This window comes from Micromonospora sp. CNZ295, from assembly GCF_004217535.1.
Genome location: NZ_SHKZ01000001.1, coordinates 125762 through 144328, shown reverse-complemented (window position 1 = coordinate 144328; position 18567 = coordinate 125762). Strand labels below are relative to the sequence as shown.

The following is an 18567-nucleotide window of genomic DNA, read 5'->3' as shown; positions in this document are numbered from 1 at the left end:
GTCAAGGGTGACGCTCGGAAAAACTCCGAGCGGTGAGCAAGCCCACAACCCATTTGTCCAGATTTGCCGGTGATCCGGTTACCCGGAGTACCACAGTCGAGCTTCAATATAGTACGGTCCGCGTGACATTGCTGACATTTCCGGCTCTCACCCTCGGTGTGGCGCCCGCCGTTTCCGGTTGCGGCGGGTCGGCGTCAACCAACGGGAGTACCCGAGATCTAGCAGATTACTCTCAGTGCCGCAGGCACGGAGGTAAATCTGACTTTCTCCCGCTCGCCCAGGTACTCACCGTCGAGCTGGAAGGCCTGCGGGTTGCGGGCCACCAGGGTGAACTCGGCCACGTCGTGCAGTCGCAGCACCTGCTTGCCGTGCGGATCCGGCTGCCGGGAGAAGAACTGGGTGACCGTCCGTGCCGTGCTGGCGACCCGGAGTTGCCGCAGTGCGAGCACGTCCAGGCCCAGGTCGAACGACGCCTCCGGGTTCGGGTTGATCTCGCGGTCGCCGAGGTACGTCCAGGGTGCGGTGTTCTGGATGATCACAGTGGCCAACTGCTCCTCGGCCGGTTCGCCCGGCCGCTCCAGCACGATGGCGGGATGGCGCCGGTCGGAGCCGAGAAAGTACTGGGCGACCGTCGACCGGAAGTAGAGCCCGGGCGTCGAGACCCGGCCCCGGCGGCGGGCCTGCTCCACCCGGTGGATGACCGCGGCGTCGATCCCGAAGCCGGCGCAGAAGGTGAAGTAGCGCTCGTCCGCCCGGCCCAGGCCGATCGTGCGATGCCGGCCCAGCCGCAGCCCTTCCAGGATCATGCTGGTGCCCTCCGGCCACTCCCGGGGCAGGCCGAGGGCGCGCGCGAAGACGTTCGTCGAGCCGCCCGGCACGGTCGCCAGGGCGGGCAGCCGGTCGGCCGTCGGCCGACCGGTCGGCACCGCCGGTGGCCGCGCCGACATCAGGCCGTTGACCACCTCGTTGACGGTGCCGTCGCCGCCGAGCGTGACGACGACGTCCACGCCCTCCTCGGCCGCCTCCCGGGCCAGCGCCGTGGCGTGACCCCGGCGCCGCGTGTACCGCACCGAGAGATCGACTTCACTGCGCAACGCCCGGACCAGGACGTCCCGGCTGCGCTCGCTGGTGGTGGTGGCCTTGGGGTTGACCACCAGGACGGCCCGCATGGGCGGCACTGTACCGCGCCGTGCCACGGGTATCGTGGCGCCCGTGACCATCGCCTCCGACCCGATCCCCGCTCCGCTCCGGACGGCCGTCCTGCTGCTGCGCGGCGAGGCGGTCGCCCTCGGCCTGGTCGCCGCCTGGCTGCTCTGGGCCGATCTCACGGCGCCCACCGTCGACCTGGTGTCGGCCCTGCTGGTGACGGCGTTCGCGGCGGGCGCGGCGGCGGCGCTCTGGGCACTGGCCGGTGGGCTCACCCGGCGGCGGGCCGGCGCGCGGGCACCGGCGATCGTGCTTCAGCTCATGCTGCTGCCGATCGGCTGGTACATGATCCAGGGAGGGCTGGGCTGGCTCGGCGTGCCGTTGATGGCGCTCGGCCTCGGGGTCACCGCGCTGCTGCTGAGCAACCCGACCACCCGGGCGCTCGGCTTCGAGTGACCGGGCCCCGGCGTCAGTAGGTGGACGCGCGGCGGGTCAGCAGTGAGATGGTCGCGCGCTCGCCCGCGGCGCTCGCCGACGCCGACGTGGTCAGCGCGGTCAGCACTTTCCAGGCGAAGGACGACTCGGCCGGCAGCTTGGCACCCCGGACGGTCGGCACCGTCACCTCGACGGTGAGTGCGTCGTCGGTGACGGCGAACCGGCAGTCCAGCTCGGCGTCCCGGGTGGCGACCGCGAGCAGCATGGCGCACGCCTCGTCGACCGCGATGCGCAGATCCTCGATCTCGTCGAGGGCGAACTGCAACCGCGCCGCGAGCCCGGCGGTGGCCGTACGCAGCACGCCGAGGTAGCCGCCGTCCGCGGGCACGGTCAGGTGCACCACGTCGTCGTCGGTCGCCGGCTGGCCGGTCGTTGGAGTCACGCGTCATCCCCCCGGTCGGGGACTCTACCCGGTGCCGCCAACGGCCCGGCGGGGGCGACCGTGGCGGCCGGATCACCGGGCGGCCGGTGTCCGGCCCACCTGGTCACCGGCCGCGCGTCGGTCGCGACGGGGAAGCCGGCGGCCGGCACGTACCCAGGACGTGCCGGCCGCACCGTGGTCGCCGGAGTGTCCGGCGTCACGCCTGCTTGGTCTCCCAGAAGATCTTGGCGATCTCGTCGATCTTCTGGAGCAGCTCGTCGGCCTTGGACGGGTCGGTCGCGCCCTTGGCGCCGGCCGCGCCGGCCAGCTTGGTGGCCTCGTTGAAGAGCTGGTGCAGGTGCGGGTACTTCTCGAAGTGGGCCGGCTTGAAGTAGTCGGTCCAGAGCACCCACAGGTGGTGCTTCACCAGGTCGGCCCGCTGCTCCTTGATCAGGATGGCGCGGGTGCGGAACTCCGGGTCGGTGTTCGCCTGGTACTTCTCACAGATCATTTTCACCGACTCGGCCTCGATGCGGGCCTGCGCCGGGTCGTAGACGCCGCACGGCAGGTCGCAGTGGGCGCTGGCGGTCACGCGGGGCGTGAGGATGCGCGGAAGTCGCATCAGGATCCTCCTGGGAAGTTTGCGATGATCCAAGCCGACATTACTCCTGGAACGGGTACCCGGTGGAGGTGTATCGGATGCGCGGGCAGCCGCCGGGAGCGGAATCCCGGCCGCGGTGGCCGCTGTCCGCCGTGCTCGTCACCGGCCCCTCCATGTCGCCGACGCTGCGGCACGGCGACGCGCTGCTGGTGCGGCGTGGGGACCGCCGCGTCCGGGCCGGTGACGTGGTGATCGGGGTCTTCCGCAGCCGGCCGGACCTGCTGGTGGTCAAGCGCGCGGTGTGCCCCGCCGACGGTGGCTGGTGGCTGGCCGGGGACAACCCGCTGGTCGCCGACGACTCCCGGGCATACGGGGTGGCGGACGTGCGCGGGCGGGTGGTGGCCCGCTACTGGCCGCGCCCCCGGCTCTTCAGTCGCCGTCGAGTATGACCCTACTCACATCCGATGCGCGCGCTCGACACTATGCTCGGCAGGTGTCCGGGTGACCCCCCGCACCTCGCACCGCCGCTCGTCGCCTCACCTGCGCCCCGACCGGCCGGTCCGTCTGCATCGACAGATCCTGGAGTCACCAATGTCACCGTCCACCGTGGACCCTGCTGATCCCGTCTTCCGGCTGCACCGCGGCGGCAAGATGGCCGTCGCCTCGACGGTCCCGCTGACCAGCCGGGAGGACCTCTCGCTCGCGTACACCCCGGGCGTGGCCCGGGTGTGCGAGGCGATCGCCGCCGACGAGCGCCTCGCCGACGACTACACCTGGACCGGCCACACCGTCGCGGTCGTCACCGACGGCTCGGCCGTACTCGGTCTGGGCAACATCGGCGCGCGCGCCGCGCTGCCGGTGATGGAGGGGAAGGCCGTGCTGTTCAAGCAGTTCGGCGGGGTGGACGCGGTACCGGTCTGCCTGGACACGCAGGACGTGGACGAGATCGTGGCGGTGGTGCGGGCCCTCGCGCCGTCGTTCGGCGGCATCAACCTGGAGGACATCAGCGCGCCGCGCTGCTTCGAGGTCGAGCAGCGCCTCGACGAGGCGCTGGACATCCCGGTCTTCCACGACGACCAGCACGGCACCGCCATCGTCGTGCTCGCCGCGCTGCGCAACGCGGCGACGCTGCTCAACCGCAAGCTCGGCGACCTGCGGGTGGGGGTCAGCGGGGCGGGCGCCGCCGGGGTGGCGGTGACGAAGATGCTCGTCGCCGGCGGGGTCAACCCGGAGCAGGTGGTGGTCTGCGACTCCCGGGGCATCATCGGGCGGCACCGCGACGGGCTCACCGGCACGAAGGCCGAGCTGGCGGAGCTGACCAACGCCGACGGCCGGCAGGGCGACATCGCCGAGGCGTTGCGTGGCGCCGACGTGCTGATCGGCGTCTCCGGTGGGCTGATCCCGGAGGAGGCGGTGGCCGGCATGGCGTCCGGCGGGATCGTCTTCGCCCTGGCCAACCCCACCCCGGAGGTGCACCCGGAGGTGGCCGCCCGGCACGTGGCGGTGGTCGCCACCGGCCGCAGCGACTACCCCAACCAGATCAACAACGTGCTCGCCTTCCCCGGTGTGTTCCGCGGGGCGCTGGACGCCCGGGCGACCCGGATCACCGACGGCATGAAGGTCGCCGCCGCCGACGCGATCGCCGGGGTGGTGGCCGAGGCGCTGACCCCCGAGGCGATCGTCCCGTCGCCGCTCGACCCGCGGGTCGCCCCCGCCGTGGCCGAGGCGGTCGCCGAGGCCGCCCGCCGGGACGGCGTCACCCGCTGAGCCGCAGGGCAGGGCCCCTTCCTATTGGGTTTCGCACAGGAAGGGGCCCTTCTTAACGCCCGCCCACCTTGTTACGGTGCCGATCATGCGTGCCGCCTTCGTCTCCCGCTTCGACGACGCCAACCCGCTCACCGCGCTCACCGTCGGCGAGCGGCCCGAGCCCGCGCACCCGGACGACGGCTGGGTGACCCTCCAGGTCACCGCCAGCTCGCTCAACCACCACGACCTGTGGTCCCTGCGCGGCGTCGGGCTGCGCCAGGAGCAGCTGCCGATGATCCTGGGCTGCGACGCGGCCGGCGTCGACCCGGACGGCAACGACGTGGTCGTCTACCCGGTGATCCCCACCCCGGGCGACCCGCGGGGCATCTCGATCCTCTCCGAGCACTTTCCGGGCACGCTCGCCGAGCGGGTCGCCGTACCCCGGGCGAACCTGCTGCCCCTGCCGGCGGGCCTGACGCCGGCGGACGCGGCCTGCCTGCCCACGGCCTGGCTGACCGCGTGGCGGATGCTCACCACCAAGGGCCGGGTGGACGAGGCCGATGCCGTGCTGGTGCAGGGCGCCGGCGGCGGTGTGGCCACCGCGGCCGTCGCGCTCGCCGCCGCGCTGGGCAAGCGGGTGTACGCGACCAGCCGCGACGCGGCCAAGCGGGAGCGCATTGCGGCGCTCGGCGCGACCGCCGTCGAGCCGGGCGCCCGGCTGCCGGAGCGGGTCGACGTGGTCATCGAGACCGTCGGCGCGGCAACCTTCGACCACTCCCTGAAGTCCGCGGCGCCGATGGCCCGGATCGTGGTGTCCGGCGCCACCGCCGGGCACGAACCGAAGGTCAACCTGCGCCGGGTCTTCGCCATGCAGCTGGAGATCCTGGGCACCTCGATGGGCACCCCGGAGGAGCTGGCCGCCCTGCTGGCGTTCTGCGCCGAGCGGGGCGTGCGCCCGGTGGTGGACAGCGTGGTGCCGTTCTCGAAGGTCGAGGACGCGTTCGCCCGCCTGCACTCCGGCGACGTCTTCGGCAAGGTGGTCGTCGACCACACGCGCTGAGCCCCGGGCAGCCGCGCACTTTCCCGGACGGAGTTTCGCGCCCTCCGGGAGAGTGCGCCGCCCGGGTACCGGCGCCGCGCGGACGCTACAGGTGGTTGTCCAGGACGGCGACGTCGCCGCGGGCGGCGCCGGCGGGGATGCGTCGCTTGGCGGCCTCGTCACCGTAGAGCGTCCAGCGCAGGAACTCGATCGTGGTGTCGGAGACCACCCGCAGCGACACGCCGTCGCTGAGCAGGCCGCGCCCGTGGTCGCCCTTCGGCAGGCTGAGCATCGCCTTCGGCCACGGCACCTTGTCGTACGCGGCCTTGCCGGCGGCGTACTCGACGACCTCGTCCGCCTCGCCGTGCACGAACAGCTGCGGCGCGGCGGCGCCGGCGAACGCCGTGCCCACGCCCAGGGCGGTGCCGGCGAAGACGACGCCCGCGTCGAGCCGCTCGTCCCGGCCGGTCGTGAACAACCCGATCGTGGTCACCCCGCCGGCCGAGTGGCCGGCCGCCGCGACCCGGTCGGTGGCGAGCCGGCCGTGCAGCGGGTCGTCGGCCCGCTGGTCGAGGGCGAGCACCTGGGTGAGGGCGTACGACACGTCGGCGGGCTGGTTGAGCACGTCGAGCACGTTGCCGTCACCGCCCCGCGCGGTGTGTGGGAACGTCGGCGCGGCCACCACGAACCCGGCCGCCACCCAGCGGGTCAGCAGCGACGCGTAGTCGGCCGGCCGCCCGCCCAGGCCGTGGCTGAACACGATGACCGGGAAGCGCCCGGACGCCGCCGGCAGGCCGCGTCGCGGCTGCCCGCCCGCCTCGCCGGCCGCCGGGTACCAGACGGTCACCGGCAGCTTCCGGGCGTCGCGGGTCAGGTCCAGCTGGCGTACGCCCACCGCGAAGCTCTCCGCCGGGGCGCTGCCGGTGAGCGCCGCCGGTGCGCCGCTGGGTGCCCCGGACGCGGTGGGCGGGGCGGTCGGGACGGCGGTCTGCCGGCCGGTGTCGGTGGAACAGCCGGCGAGGCCGGCCGCGACCAGGGCGCCGGCGAGCAGAGCGGGGGTGAGGTGACGCGACATGGCTTCGATTGTGCCCTGCCGGATGCGCGGGCCCGGCGCGTCTCGGCGACCGGCGCGCTCGCGGGGTACGGATGACGCTCAGCCGGGCGACACGCCGGCAGGTTTCCGGCTGACCATCATCCGTCGGGGTCCTCGGGCTCAGGGGGTGGGGCGTTGCTCGAAGGTCGTCCCGCCGGGGGAGCGGGCGGCGGCGGGGAGGCGGCGGCGGGCGTCCGGGTCGCCGTAGAGGGTCCAGCGGAGGAACTCCGTGGTGGCGGCGAGGACCTGGTCGAAACCGGGCCGCCCGGGCACCAGGTACGCGCCGTGGCCCTGGTTGAGCAGGCTCAGAAAGGCCGCCGGTCCGGAGGCGCGGCCGTACGCGGCCCGGCCGACCGCCAGCGGCACGACGCGGTCCGACGTGCCGTGCACGAAGAGCACCGGGGCGGGCGGCCCGGCGAAGCCGCCCGCCATGCCGCCGCCGGCGATGACGATGCCGGCGCGCAGCCGCACCGCCCGTCCACCCGGCGCGGACCGGCCGGCCATCGTGAACATGCCGGCCGTCGTGAAGCCGCCCGCGGAGTGGCCCGCCGCAGCGACCCGGGCCAGGTCCAGGTGCCCGGCGAGCGGGTCGCCGCGCCGGCTGTCGAGGCGCGCCAGGTGGCGGATCACCCGCCAGCCGTCGGCCGGCTGGTGCCGTACGTCGGCGCGGTCGAACCGCCGCGCGCCGCGGCGGGTGTGCGGGTAGGCGGGTGCGGCCACCACGAAGCCGGCGGCCGCCCAGCGACTGGTCAGCTCGGCGTGCAACGCCGGCAGGCTGTGCAGCCCGTGGCTGTAGAGGACGACCGGGAACCGCCCGTCGGCCATCGCGCCGTCGTCGGCCGGGTACCAGAGGGTCACCGGCAGGGGCCGCGCCGAGCCGGGGTCGATGGTGAGCGTACGCACGCCGACGGCGTACGCGCCCACGGGCGCCCGGCGTGCCGGCGGCGGCCCCCCGGTGGCGGCGGTGGCCGGCGCGCAGCCCGCCAGCAACGCCGTCAACACGGCGGCGACCAGCCGCACCCCCACGGATCCACGGTAGGTGTCCGGGTCGCCCGGGCGGCCTGACCGACCGGTCCGGGAGTACGCGCCACCCGGACGGATGACCTCGACCGGCCGGCTCGACCCGCGGCAGCCACGCCGGCCGGGGACCCCGCGTGTCGACGTCCTTCGCTATGGTCGGCGGCATGTCTGAGAACTACTCCGACCCGAGCGGCAACACCGAGGCGTTCCGCGCCTTCGCGAACACGCCCGAGCCCGCCGCGCCGGCCGCCAACCGGATGCCCCTGCTCGTCGGCGCCGCCGCGGTCGTGCTGGTGCTGGCCGTCCTGGTCGCCTGGCTGGCCCTCGGCTGAGCCGCTCCCGGCCGGGCCACGCTCTCCGGGCCAGAGCGGCTCCCGGCCGGGCCACGCTCTCCCGGCCGAGCCGCGCATTCCCGGGCCGAGCCGCTCCCGGCTGTGCCGCCCGCTCCCGGCCGGGGCCCGGCGGTCCGCCGTGCCCGGCACGAGCCTCAGCGCGCGCCGGCCACCTCCCGAGCCGCCCGGGCGATCTCCCGCTCCTCGTCGGTGGCCACCACGCAGACCGCCACCTCGGCGCCGTCCGGGGAGACCACACGGTCGCCGGTGCCGGCGTTGCGCCGCGGGTCGACGGCGATGCCCAACCGCTCCAACCCGGCCAGTGCCGCCTCCCGGACCGGCGCGGCGTGCTCGCCGACGCCCGCCGTGAAGGTCACCGCGTCGACCCGGCCGAGCAGCGCGTAGTACGCGCCGACGTAGGCGGTGATCCGGCGGCAGTACACGTCGAAGGCGAGCGCGGCGGCCGGGTCGCCGTCCGCCCGGCGGGCCAGCACCTCGCGCATGTCGTTGGCGCCGGTCAGCCCGAGCAGGCCACTGCGATGGTTGAGCAGGTCGTCGATCTCGTCGACGCCCATCCCGGCCTCCCGCCGCAGATGGAAGATCACCGTCGGGTCCAGGTCGCCGCTGCGGGTGCCCATCACCAGGCCCTCCAGCGGTGACATGCCCATCGAGGTGGCCACGCTCCGCCCGCCGGCGACGGCGGTCGCGCTCGCGCCGTTGCCCAGGTGCAGCGTGATGGTGTTGATCTCGTCGTACGGACGGCCGAGCAGCTCCGCGGTGCGCCGCGAGACGTACGCGTGGGAGGTGCCGTGGAAGCCGTACCGCCGGATGCCGTACCGCTCGGCGATCTCCCGGTCGATGGCGTAGGTCGCGGCCGCCTCGGACAGCGTGGTGTGGAAGGCGGTGTCGAAGACGGCGACCTGCGGCACGTCGGGCAGGGCCGCGCGGGCGACCTCGATGCCGACCAGGTTGGCGGGGTTGTGCAGCGGGGCGAGCGGCACCAGGTCGCGGATGGCGGCGAGCACCTCGTCGTCGATCACGACCGGTGCCCCGAAGCGCTTCCCGCCGTGCACCACCCGGTGCCCCACCGCGGCGAGCCCGGCCAGGTCGAGCCGGTCGAGGATCTGCCGGACGGCGCTCTCGTGGTCGGCCGGGCCGCCGTCGGGTTCCCCGACGCGTTCGACGGTGCCCTTGTCGACGACCCCGTCGCCGTCGTACAGCCGCCACTTCACCGACGACGATCCGCAGTTGAGCACCAGCACCCGGCTCATGCCGGCACTCCGCTCCGCCGAACGGTCCGGGCCCCGGCCGGCTCGGCGGGTCCCGGAACGCCCGTGCGGTCCCGGCCCGGTTCCGGACCGTGGGCTGTCCCGGCACGAGGCACCAGGGCGCCGCGTCGCTGATCCGTTCGCTGACGCTCGCTCATGAGTCGGCCTCCCCGGCCTGGATCGCGGTGATCGCCACCGTGTTGACGATGTCCGGCACGGTGGCGCCCCGGGACAGGTCGTTCACCGGCCGGCGCAGGCCCTGCATGACCGGCCCGACCGCCACCGCCCCGGCCGAGCGCTGCACCGCCTTGTACGTGTTGTTGCCCGTGTTCAGGTCCGGGAAGATGAAGACCGTCGCCCGTCCGGCCACCGCGCTGTCGGGCAGTTTCGTCGCCGCCACCGCCGGGTCGATCGCCGCGTCGTACTGGATCGGGCCCTCGACCTGCAGGTCCGGCCGCCGCTCGCGGACCAGCAGGGTGGCCGCCGCGACCTTCTCCACGTCCGCGCCGGCCCCGGAGCTGCCGGTGGAGTACGACAACATCGCCACCCTCGGCTCGATGCCGAACCGGGCGGCGGTGTCGGCCGACGAGATCGCGATGTCGGCCAGTTGGGCGGCGTCCGGGTCGGGGTTGACCGCGCAGTCGCCGTACACGAGCACCCGGTCGGCGAGCAGCATGAAGAAGACGCTGGAGGCGACCGAGACCCCGGGCACGGTCCGGATGATCTCGAAGGCGGGCCGGATGGTCGCGGCGGTGGTGTGGGTGGCCCCGGAGACCATCCCGTCGGCGTACCCGGTCCGCACCATCATCGTGCCGAAGTAGTTCGGCTGGGCCACGATGTCGTGGGCCAGGTCCAGCGTGACGCCCCGGTGGGCGCGCAGCTTCGCGTACCCGGCGGCGAACTCGTCCCGCCACCCGCTGGTGACCGGGTCGACCACCTGCGCGCCCGAGATGTCGACGCCGAGTTCCCGGGTGCGCCGCGCGACGTCGTCCGGCCGGCCGAGCAGGGTCAGGTCCGCCACGCCCCGGCGCAGCAGGATCTCGGCCGCCCGGAGGATGCGCTCCTCGGCGCCCTCGGGCAGCACCACGTGCCGGCGCCGCGCGCGAGCCCGGTCGAGCAGGTCGTTCTCGAACATCAGCGGGGTGACCCGTTCCGAGCGGCTGACCCGCAGCCGGCGGGCCAGGTCGTCGGTGTCCACGCAGCGTTCGAACACGCCGATCGCGGCCTCGACCTTGCGGGGGTTGCCGGCGCTGGGCCGGCCCTCGATCCGGCTGGACGCGGCGACCGTGTGGTAGCTGTCGCTCGCCACGGAGAGCACCGCCAGGCCCGGCTTCAGCCGCTCGACCAGCCGCATCGCGCGTGGGTCCGGCTGCACGCCGAGCGTGAGCACCAGCCCGGCCAGGGAGACCTGGCCCGCCACGTGCGCGGCGCTCGTGGCGACCAGGAGGTCGTCCCGGTCGCCCGGCATGATCACCAGGGCGCCCTCGGTGAGGTGGTCGAGCAGTGTCGGCACGTGGGCCGCACCGACGACGTAGTCCAGCACGTCGCGGCTGAGCGCGACGTCGTCCCCGCTGAGCAGGGTGGCGCCGAGCGCCGCCGCCACCTCGGCCACCGTCGGCGCCGACACGGTCGGCACCTCCGGGATGGCGTACGCGGGCACCGGCAGGTCGGGCAGCGTCAGCGGTCCGGGCACCCGGTTCGCGACCACCGCCAGCACCGTCGCCCCGAGGTCCTCCAGATCGTGGTACGCCCCGCGGGCCGCCGCGGCGATGGCGGCCGGCTCCTGCCCGTACCCGTCGACGACCGGGACCACGACGCTGCCGAACTCGGTGGCCAACCGGGCGTTGAAGGCCAGTTCCCGGGGACCGGCGCCGTCGCCGCCGTCGGCGAAGTCGCTGCCCACCACGACCACCGGGGCACAGCGCCGTTCGACCTCGCGGTACCGCTCGACGATGCTGGAGACGAGCTGCTCCCGCCGCCCGTCGGCGACCATCTCGGTGGCCCGGCCGTACGTCGTCCCGGCCAGGTCCTCGAGCGGCAGCTCGACCCGGTAGCGCTCGCTGAGCAGGGCGAGGATCGGGTCCGGCGCGGTTCCCCGGACCAGCGGGCGGAACACCCCGATCCGCCCGACCTGCCGGGACAGCAACTCGGCCAGCCCCAGCGCGACGGTGGACTTGCCCCCGCCGGACCCCACACTGGTCAGGTACACACTCCGTGCCACGAGATCCACCCTAGAAGAGCATCGTGCTCCCCGCCCGGGCCCCCCACCCCGTCCCCGTCCCGCGGACGGGCGGGGGCCGGGTGGGCGGGGGTGTGGGGGTTAGTCGTCGTCGTCGAGGCGGGCCAGGAAGGTTGCCAGGCGTTCGATCGGCGTCTCGAACTCCGGGTTCAGGTCGACGAAGTCGCGCAGGCGCTCGGCCAGCCACTCGATGCTGACCTGCTCGTCGCCCCGGCGCTCGACCAGTTCCTCGATGCCACGGTCGGTGAAGTACATGTCCAGTTCCTCGTTCTGCGCGAACGGGGCAGGGACCACGGCGGTCCCTGCCCCGACTCTCGGCGCTCTGCCTGACGTTACGGGCGCGGGAGGGCGGCCTCGATCAGAGCGGACTGCTCGACCTCGTGCATCTTGGCCGAGCCGACCGCCGGGGCGGCCGCCGCCGGGCGGGAGATGCGGCGCAGCCGGACACCGTCCAGGTGCTCCAGCATGTTCAGCGCGACGAACGACCAGGCGCCCTGGTTGGCCGGCTCCTCCTGGACCCAGGCGAAGTCCTCGGCGTTCGGGTACGCCGCCAGGGCGGCGCGGATCTCCTCGATCGGCATCGGGTAGAGCTGCTCGACCCGGATGATCGCGGTGTCGGTGATGCCGCGCTCCTGCCGGGCCTGGAACAGGTCGTAGTAGACCTTGCCCGAGCAGAGCAGCACCCGCTTCACCTGCTCCGGCGCCGGGGCACCGCCGTCGGGCAGCACCGGCTGGAAGGTGCCGGTGGTGAAGTCCTCGACCTGGGAGATGCAGAGCCGGTGCCGCAGCAGCGACTTCGGCGTGAACACCACCAACGGCTTGCGCTTCGGCGACAGGGCCTGGCGGCGCAGCAGGTGGAAGTAGTTCGCCGGGGTGGTCGGGATGACCACCCGCATGTTGTCCTCGGCGCAGAGCTGGAGGAACCGCTCCGGGCGGCCGGAGGTGTGGTCCGGGCCCTGTCCCTCGTGGCCGTGCGGCAGCAGCAGGGTGACGGCGGAGCGCTGACCCCACTTCACCTCGCCGGAGGAGATGAACTCGTCGATCACCGACTGGGCACCGTTGACGAAGTCGCCGAACTGCGCCTCCCAGCAGACCAGCGCGTCGACGTTCTCCACCGAGTAGCCGTACTCGAAGCCCATCGCCGCGTACTCGCTCAGCAGCGAGTCGTGCACGAAGAAGCGGGACCGCTCCCCGTCACCGGTGAGTGAGTTCAGCGGGATGTAGTCGTCGCCGGTCTCCGCGTCGACCACCGTGGCGTGCCGCTGGACGAAGGTGCCGCGGCGGGAGTCCTGCCCGGCGAGCCGGACCGTTATCCCGTCGTGCAGCAGCGAGCCGAACGCGATGATCTCGCCGAAGCCCCAGTCGATGTTGCCCTCGACGGACATCTTGGCCCGCCGGTCGAGCAGCTGCTGGATGCGCTTGTGCGGGGTGAAGCCCTCCGGCAGGTTGACGTGCGCCTCGCCGATGGCCTTGACGACGGCCGCGTCGGTCGCCGTGTCCACCTGCGGCTCCGGCTCGTCCTCCCGCTTCGGGCGGCTGAGCTGGCGCGGTGTGGTGGCGGCGTCGCGGGTGGCCTTGAACACCCGCTCCAGCTGCGCCTGGTAGTCGCGCAGCAGCTCCTCCGCGTCCTCCACGGTGATGTCACCCCGCCCGATCAGCTCCTCGGTGTAGAGCTTCCGGACCGACCGCTTCGAGTCGATGATCTTGTACATCTCGGGGTTGGACATCGACGGGTCGTCGCCCTCGTTGTGCCCGCGCCGCCGGTAGCAGACCATGTCGATCACGACGTCCTTGTTGAACGCCTGCCGGTACTCGAAGGCCAGCCGGGCGACCCGCACCACGGCCTCCGGGTCGTCGCCGTTGACGTGGAAGATCGGCGCCTGGATCATCCGCGCCACGTCGGTGCTGTAGAGGCTGGAGCGGCTGTACTCCGGCGCGGTGGTGAAGCCGACCTGGTTGTTGACCACCACGTGCACCGTGCCGCCGGTGCGGTAGCCGCGCAGCTGCGACAGGTTGAGCGTCTCGGCGACCACGCCCTGGCCGGCGAACGCGGCGTCGCCGTGCACCGCCAGCGGCAGCACGGTGTAGCCCTCCAGCTTGAGGTCTATCCGGTCCTGCTTGGCCCGGACGATGCCCTCCAGCACCGGGTCGACGGCCTCCAGGTGCGACGGGTTCGCCACCACCGAGACCTTGACCGCGTGCTCGCCGTCCGGCGTGGTGAACTTGCCGTTCTGGCCGAGGTGGTACTTGACGTCGCCGGAGCCCTGGGTGGAGCGCGGGTCCAGGTGGCCCTCGAACTCCGAGAAGATCTTCTCGTACGGCTTGCCGACGATGTTCGCCAGCACGTTCAGCCGGCCCCGGTGGGCCATGCCGATCACGACCTCGTCCAGGCCGCTCTCGGCGGAAGCCTCCAGCACCTCACCCAGCAGCGGGATGAGCGACTCGCCGCCCTCCAGCGAGAAGCGCTTCTGCCCGACGTACTTGGTCTGCAGGAAGGTCTCGAACGCCTCGGCCGCGTTGAGCCGGTTGAGCACGTGCTTCTGCTCCTCCGGCGACGGCTTCTCGTACTTGCGCTCGACCCGCTCCTGGATCCAGCGCCGCTCCTCCGGGTCCTGGATGTGCATGTACTCGATGCCGACCCGCCGGCAGTACGAGTCGCGCAGCACGCCGAGGACCGAGCGCAGCTTCATCCGCTGCTTGCCGGCGAAGCCGTTGACCGGGAAGGTGCGGTCCAGGTCCCACAGGGTCAGCCCGTGCTGGAGCACGTCCAGGTCCGGGTGCTTGCGGATCTTGAACTCCAGCGGGTCGGTGTCGGCCATCAGGTGGCCGCGCACCCGGTACGCGTGGATCAGCTCGTGCACCCGCGCGGTCTTGTTGATCTGGCCCTCGCCGTCGACGGCCACGTCGCGCATCCAGCGCACCGGCTCGTACGGGATGCGCAGCGAGGTGAAGATCTGGTCGTAGAAGCCGTGCTCGCCGAGCAGCAGCTCGTGCATCACCTTCAGGAACTCGCCGGACTGCGCGCCCTGGATGACCCGGTGGTCGTACGTGCTGGTCAGCGTGATGACCTTGCTGACCGCCAGCTCCGCGAGGGTGGCCTCGCTCATGCCCTGGTACGGCGCCGGGTACTCCATCGCGCCGACCCCGATGATCGCGCTCTGCCCCTGCATGAGCCGCGGCATCGAGTGCACCGTGCCGATGCCGCCCGGGTTGGTCAGCGAGATCGTGGTGCCGGCGTAGTCCTCCATGGTCAGCTCGTTCTTGCGGGCGCGCCGGACCACGTCCTCGTACGCCTGCCAGAACTGCCGGAAGTCCATCTGCTCGCAGCCCTTGATGGACGGCACCACCAGGTTGCGGCTGCCGTCCGGCTTGACCAGGTCGATGGCGATGCCCAGGTTGACGTGCTCCGGGCGGACCAGCGCCGGCTTGCCGTCCACAAGGGCGTACGAGTTGTTCATCTCCGGGTGCTCGGTCACCGCGCGGACCAGCGCGTACCCGATCAGGTGGGTGAAGCTGACCTTGCCGCCGCGCCCGCGGGCCAGGTGGTTGTTGATGACGATGCGGTTGTCCACCAGCAGCTTGGCCGGGACGGCGCGCACACTGGTCGCGGTCGGCACGCTCAGCGACGCGTCCATGTTCTGGACGATCCGGGCGGCGACGCCGCGCAGCGGCGTGGTCTGCGGGCCGGCGGCGGTCGGCGCGGCGGCCTTGGCGGCGGGCTTCGCGGCGGCCGGCTTCGCCGGGGCGGCCTTGGCCGCGGCCGGCTTCTCGGCGGGCTTCGGCGCGGGCTTCGCGGCCGGCTTCTGCTCAGCCTTCGGAGCGGGCTGGCCGGTGGTGGCGGCCGGCTCCGGCTGGCCGTCCGGCTCCGGCTTGGCAGGTGCGGCGGCCTTGCCGTCGCCGCGCGGTGCGCCCGGCACCGGGCGGTAGTCGGCGAAGAAGTCGTGCCAGGCGGGGTCGACGCTGGTGGGGTCGGTGAGGTACCGCTGGTACATCTCCTCGACGATCCACTCATTCGGGCCGAAACCCGCCAGTGGGTTCTCGTGCGAAGTCTGCTGGGTCGACACGGCCGGTAATCGCCTCTTTCACGCGAGTCTGCTCGTCGCGCCGTGCGCCGGTCCTGCGGGCGCGCGCGAATCGGGTCCAAGGCTACGCCGTACCGAACCGGCAGGCATTTCCGCCTCCGTCGCGTGGTCGGTTTCACAGAAGATGCCAGAAGTTCGCCAAACGCTGCGTGTTCCGGCGACTGCTGGTAACGACCGGAGTGTCCGCCGCGCCAGTTCGGCGTGTCGCGATGTGTGCGCCGCCGACGTGCGGCGGGGCGGGAGCGGCAGCGCCCCGACCTGCGGCGGGGCGGGTGTGACGGCGGCCGCACGTGCGGCGGGGCGGCACCCGTGCCGGTGCCGCCCCGCTCGTCCGACCCGGTCAGGAGATGTCGCGCCGACGCACGGTCAGGGTGCCGATCACGCCGGCCACGACCGCGTACCCGATCAGCACCACGGCGCCCGCCCAGCGCGGCGGGTTCCCCGGGATCTCGGTTCCGGCGACCATCAGGCTGGAGGCGAGGGAGGGCACCAGGATCTGGAGATTGTTGATCCAGTCTCCGAAGCGTCCGGCCAGCGTGCTGATGACGATGGCCGCCCCGATGGTGCCGCCCAGGTAGAGCAGGATGCCGGTGACGGTGGCGCCGATCTGGCTGCGGATCAGCACGCCGAGCCCCACCCCGAGGATCGCCCAGAGCAGGTACGCCAGCGCGTTGAGTCCGATCGCCTCCCAGGCGACGCTCCCCAACCGGGCCCCGACCCCGACGGACTCGAGCACCGCGGAGCCGACCAGCAGGTTCGCGCCGGTGGTGACCAGCCAGAAGATCAGCCCCAGGATGGCCGTGGCCACCACCTTGGCCGCCATCACGGCACTCCGGTGCGGCGTCGTGAGGAACGTGGTGGTGACGGTCTGGTGGAAGAACTCGTTGGTCACCACGAGGATGCCGAGCAGCATCACCATCATCAGGCCGAAGAACTGGCCGTTGGTGTAGAGGTTCGCCGCCAGGGCGTCCGGGGCGGCCACCGCGGCCACCGCGTCGGCCTGGTCCTCCGGGATCTCCCCGAGGTTGCCGTTGACCAGCGCGTCCGTCTGGATGTAGTTGAAGAACAGGGTGAGGCCCCACAGCGGCAGGTAGATCAGGGCCAGGATCCACCAGGTGCTGGTGGTGCGGATCTTGGCCAGTTCGGCTCGGACGAGGTTCATCGGATGTCCGCCTTTCCGGCCGTCAGCTCCAGGAAGACCCGTTCCAGATCCGGGCGTTCCGTGGTGAGTTCGTGCAGTTCGACACCGGCGGCCAGGGCCGCCCGGCCGACCGCCGGGGCGTCCACGCCGCCGACCAGCAGGGCGCCGTTCTCGTCGACGTCAACGGTCGCCGAGGTGTCCTTCAGCGCGGCCGTCAGCGCGTCGGCCTGCGGCGTGCGCACCCGTACCCGGGCGCCCTGCGCCATCGAGCCGATCACCTGGTCCACCGGGCCCTGCCGGACCAGCCGGCCGGCGGCGATGATCACCACGTCGTCGGCGAGGAGCTGCATCTCCGACAGCAGGTGGCTGGAGACCAGCACCGTACGCCCCTCGGTGGCCAGGTTCTTGAGGAAGCCGCGCATCCACCGGATGCCCTCCGGGTCGAGCCCGTTCGCCGGCTCGTCCAGGATCAGCACCCGCGGGTCGCCGAGCATCGCCGCGGCGATGCCGAGCCGCTGCTTCATGCCCAGCGAGTAGCCCTTGAACTTGCGCTTCGCGGCCGGCGTCAGGCCGACCAGGGCCAGCGCCTCGTCGGCGCGGGAGCGCGGCAGGCCGGCGGCGGCGCAGATCACCCGCAGGTGGTTGATCCCGGTACGGCCCTTGTGCGCGCTGGACGCCTCCAGCACCGCCCCCACGTGCCGCAGCGGGTCGGCCAGGTCGGCGTACCGGCGGCCACCGATGGTCGCCTGGCCGCCGGTCGGGGTGACCAGGTTCAGCAGCATCCGCAGCGTGGTCGTCTTGCCGGCGCCGTTCGGGCCGAGGAAGCCGGTGACCCGGCCCGGCTCGACCGTGAAGGACAGGTTGTCGACCGCGCGGACGTTGCGGTAGACCTTCGTCAGGCCGGACACCGTGATCTGGCCGTCGCTGGTGGGGCTTCGCTGCCCGTCAGTCATTCTTCTCCCATCGGTGGTGCGTCGGGGTACGCCGTTGCACAGCGTGGCCGGCCGGCGCAACCAGGTCAATCAGGCGTGATCCGTAGCCGCGTGTCCGCCTCGGGCAGGAGGGACTCCCCCTGAGGAATGATCCGCCAGGATGTTAAACGGGGGCCCCTCACCTCGGAATCCGTTGCGCGGGGGCCCTGCTTTCCGGCTACACCGCGATCCAGGTCGCGCGGGCCCAGGCGAGCAGGGTGCCGTCCGGGTCGTACAGGCCGCTGTGCACCTGCGCCTTGCGACCCTCCGCGCCGGCCATGACGCCGGTCACCACGCACTCGTCTCCCGGGGCGGGCAGCGCCGCGACCACGGCGGCGATCCGGCCCAGCACGTACGGCCGGCCGGGGGCGATCACCGACCATCCGCCGGGGCAGTCCAGCGCCGCCCAGACGGTGGCCGCGTCCACCCCCGCCGGCACCCGGAACGGGGCGGCGGTCCGCCCGCCGGGACGGGGGCCGGGGAAGATCCGCAGCCCGTCGGCCCGGTCCGGGCCGCACACGAAGCAGCCGGGGAACGGGTGGTCCACCAGCCCCGGGTACGCGGTCGACGCCGCCCGGGCGGCCGGCAGGTCGACCGGCTCCGCCACCGCTGGGAACTCCGCGACCGCCGCGACCTGGGCGACCAGGTGGCCGTCCGGGTCGCGGACCTCGCCGGCGTCGAGGGTCAGCGGCGTCTCCAGCGGCGGTGGCCGGCGCAGCGTCACCTCGACCGGCCCCGTCGTGCCGGCCGGGCCGGTCCCGACCGGCCCCGACCGCTGGGCCGCCATCGCGAACGTCCCGGCGCTCCAGCCACCGTTGCCCGTGCCCGGCGGGCCGTTGTACCGCGAGCCGATGATCATGCGGGTGTCTCCATCCTCATCCCCGGTCGGTCGGCCCGCCCCGTGGCGGCCCGCCCTCCGGCAGCCTGCCAGGCGCTCGCACCACCACGGCGGCCCGGTCCGCCACCACCGGGCGCCGGCCGGGCGGGGCGAGTCGGCCGGCCAGCTCGTGCCGGCGTCCCGGGTGCCGGTGCC

General features: G+C 73.2%; 17 protein-coding genes. 5 read left to right on the top strand and 12 right to left on the bottom strand.

Annotated features, from left to right (window positions below; all coding sequences use genetic code 11):
• Window positions 1–218: 218 nt before the first annotated feature.
• Window positions 219–1169: a diacylglycerol kinase family protein gene (locus tag EV376_RS00615; protein ID WP_130320220.1), complete on the bottom strand. Its 951-nt coding sequence runs from the start codon at window positions 1167–1169 to the stop codon at window positions 219–221.
• Window positions 1170–1212: 43 nt separating this feature from the next.
• Between EV376_RS00615 and EV376_RS00610 the strand changes: the two genes are divergently transcribed.
• Window positions 1213–1602, top strand: a complete 390-nt coding sequence (locus tag EV376_RS00610) for a hypothetical protein (protein ID WP_130320219.1) — start codon at window positions 1213–1215, stop codon at window positions 1600–1602.
• Window positions 1603–1615: 13 nt separating this feature from the next.
• Here the strand turns inward: EV376_RS00610 and EV376_RS00605 are convergent, their stop codons facing one another.
• The gene (locus EV376_RS00605) at window positions 1616–2023 is read right to left on the bottom strand and encodes an ATP-binding protein (protein ID WP_130320218.1); all 408 of its coding nucleotides are present in this window, start codon (window positions 2021–2023) and stop codon (window positions 1616–1618) included.
• A gap of 196 nt (window positions 2024–2219) precedes the next feature.
• Window positions 2220–2624, bottom strand: a complete 405-nt coding sequence (gene sodN, locus EV376_RS00600) for a superoxide dismutase, Ni (RefSeq protein WP_130320217.1) — start codon at window positions 2622–2624, stop codon at window positions 2220–2222.
• Between the two features lie 77 nt (window positions 2625–2701).
• On the opposite strand from sodN, the gene EV376_RS00595 reads away from it, so the two are divergent.
• The 3 genes from EV376_RS00595 to EV376_RS00585 all read left to right on the top strand — a co-directional run bounded on the left by EV376_RS00595 (window position 2702) and on the right by EV376_RS00585 (window position 5409).
• Window positions 2702–3052 carry a S24/S26 family peptidase gene (locus tag EV376_RS00595; protein ID WP_130320216.1) on the top strand — a complete coding sequence of 117 codons (351 nt, stop codon included), beginning with the start codon at window positions 2702–2704 and terminating at the stop codon, window positions 3050–3052.
• 142 nt (window positions 3053–3194) lie between these two features.
• A complete protein-coding gene (locus EV376_RS00590) occupies window positions 3195–4370 on the top strand; it encodes an NAD(P)-dependent malic enzyme (protein ID WP_130320215.1) in 1176 nt (391 codons plus the stop codon).
• A 76-nt stretch (window positions 4371–4446) separates the two neighbouring features.
• Entirely contained in the window at window positions 4447–5409 is a 963-nt protein-coding gene (locus EV376_RS00585; protein WP_130320214.1) for a zinc-binding dehydrogenase, read from the top strand.
• Window positions 5410–5494: 85 nt separating this feature from the next.
• Here EV376_RS00585 and EV376_RS00580 read toward each other — a convergent pair whose 3' ends face one another.
• Entirely contained in the window at window positions 5495–6463 is a 969-nt protein-coding gene (locus EV376_RS00580; RefSeq protein WP_130320213.1) for an alpha/beta hydrolase, read from the bottom strand.
• A gap of 138 nt (window positions 6464–6601) precedes the next feature.
• Complete coding sequence (locus tag EV376_RS00575; protein WP_130320212.1) at window positions 6602–7507, bottom strand: alpha/beta hydrolase family protein; 906 nt, start codon at window positions 7505–7507, stop codon at window positions 6602–6604.
• Window positions 7508–7665: 158 nt separating this feature from the next.
• Here EV376_RS00575 and EV376_RS30015 point away from each other — a divergent pair, with 158 nt between their 5' ends.
• Window positions 7666–7833, top strand: a complete 168-nt coding sequence (locus EV376_RS30015) for a hypothetical protein (RefSeq protein WP_165437929.1) — start codon at window positions 7666–7668, stop codon at window positions 7831–7833.
• A 155-nt stretch (window positions 7834–7988) separates the two neighbouring features.
• Here EV376_RS30015 and EV376_RS00570 read toward each other — a convergent pair whose 3' ends face one another.
• The 7 genes from EV376_RS00570 to EV376_RS00540 form a co-directional block, all read right to left on the bottom strand.
• Window positions 7989–9104, bottom strand: coding sequence for an acetate kinase (locus tag EV376_RS00570; RefSeq protein WP_130320211.1), 1116 nt, complete (start codon window positions 9102–9104; stop codon window positions 7989–7991).
• Between the two features lie 151 nt (window positions 9105–9255).
• Window positions 9256–11331, bottom strand: a complete 2076-nt coding sequence (gene pta / locus EV376_RS00565; protein ID WP_130320210.1) for a phosphate acetyltransferase — start codon at window positions 11329–11331, stop codon at window positions 9256–9258.
• A 90-nt stretch (window positions 11332–11421) separates the two neighbouring features.
• Window positions 11422–11595, bottom strand: a complete 174-nt coding sequence (locus EV376_RS00560; RefSeq protein WP_486482846.1) for a DUF6104 family protein — start codon at window positions 11593–11595, stop codon at window positions 11422–11424.
• A 77-nt stretch (window positions 11596–11672) separates the two neighbouring features.
• Window positions 11673–15404 carry a multifunctional oxoglutarate decarboxylase/oxoglutarate dehydrogenase thiamine pyrophosphate-binding subunit/dihydrolipoyllysine-residue succinyltransferase subunit gene (locus tag EV376_RS00555; RefSeq protein WP_130320208.1) on the bottom strand — a complete coding sequence of 1244 codons (3732 nt, stop codon included), beginning with the start codon at window positions 15402–15404 and terminating at the stop codon, window positions 11673–11675.
• A gap of 358 nt (window positions 15405–15762) precedes the next feature.
• Entirely contained in the window at window positions 15763–16584 is an 822-nt protein-coding gene (locus EV376_RS00550; protein WP_130320207.1) for an ABC transporter permease subunit, read from the bottom strand.
• The gene (locus EV376_RS00545; RefSeq protein WP_130320206.1) at window positions 16581–17516 is read right to left on the bottom strand and encodes an ABC transporter ATP-binding protein; all 936 of its coding nucleotides are present in this window, start codon (window positions 17514–17516) and stop codon (window positions 16581–16583) included. Before EV376_RS00545 ends, EV376_RS00550 begins: the two co-directional genes overlap by 4 nt.
• 196 nt (window positions 17517–17712) lie before the next feature.
• Window positions 17713–18393 carry a hypothetical protein gene (locus EV376_RS00540; RefSeq protein WP_130320205.1) on the bottom strand — a complete coding sequence of 227 codons (681 nt, stop codon included), beginning with the start codon at window positions 18391–18393 and terminating at the stop codon, window positions 17713–17715.
• Window positions 18394–18567 lie beyond the last annotated feature (174 nt).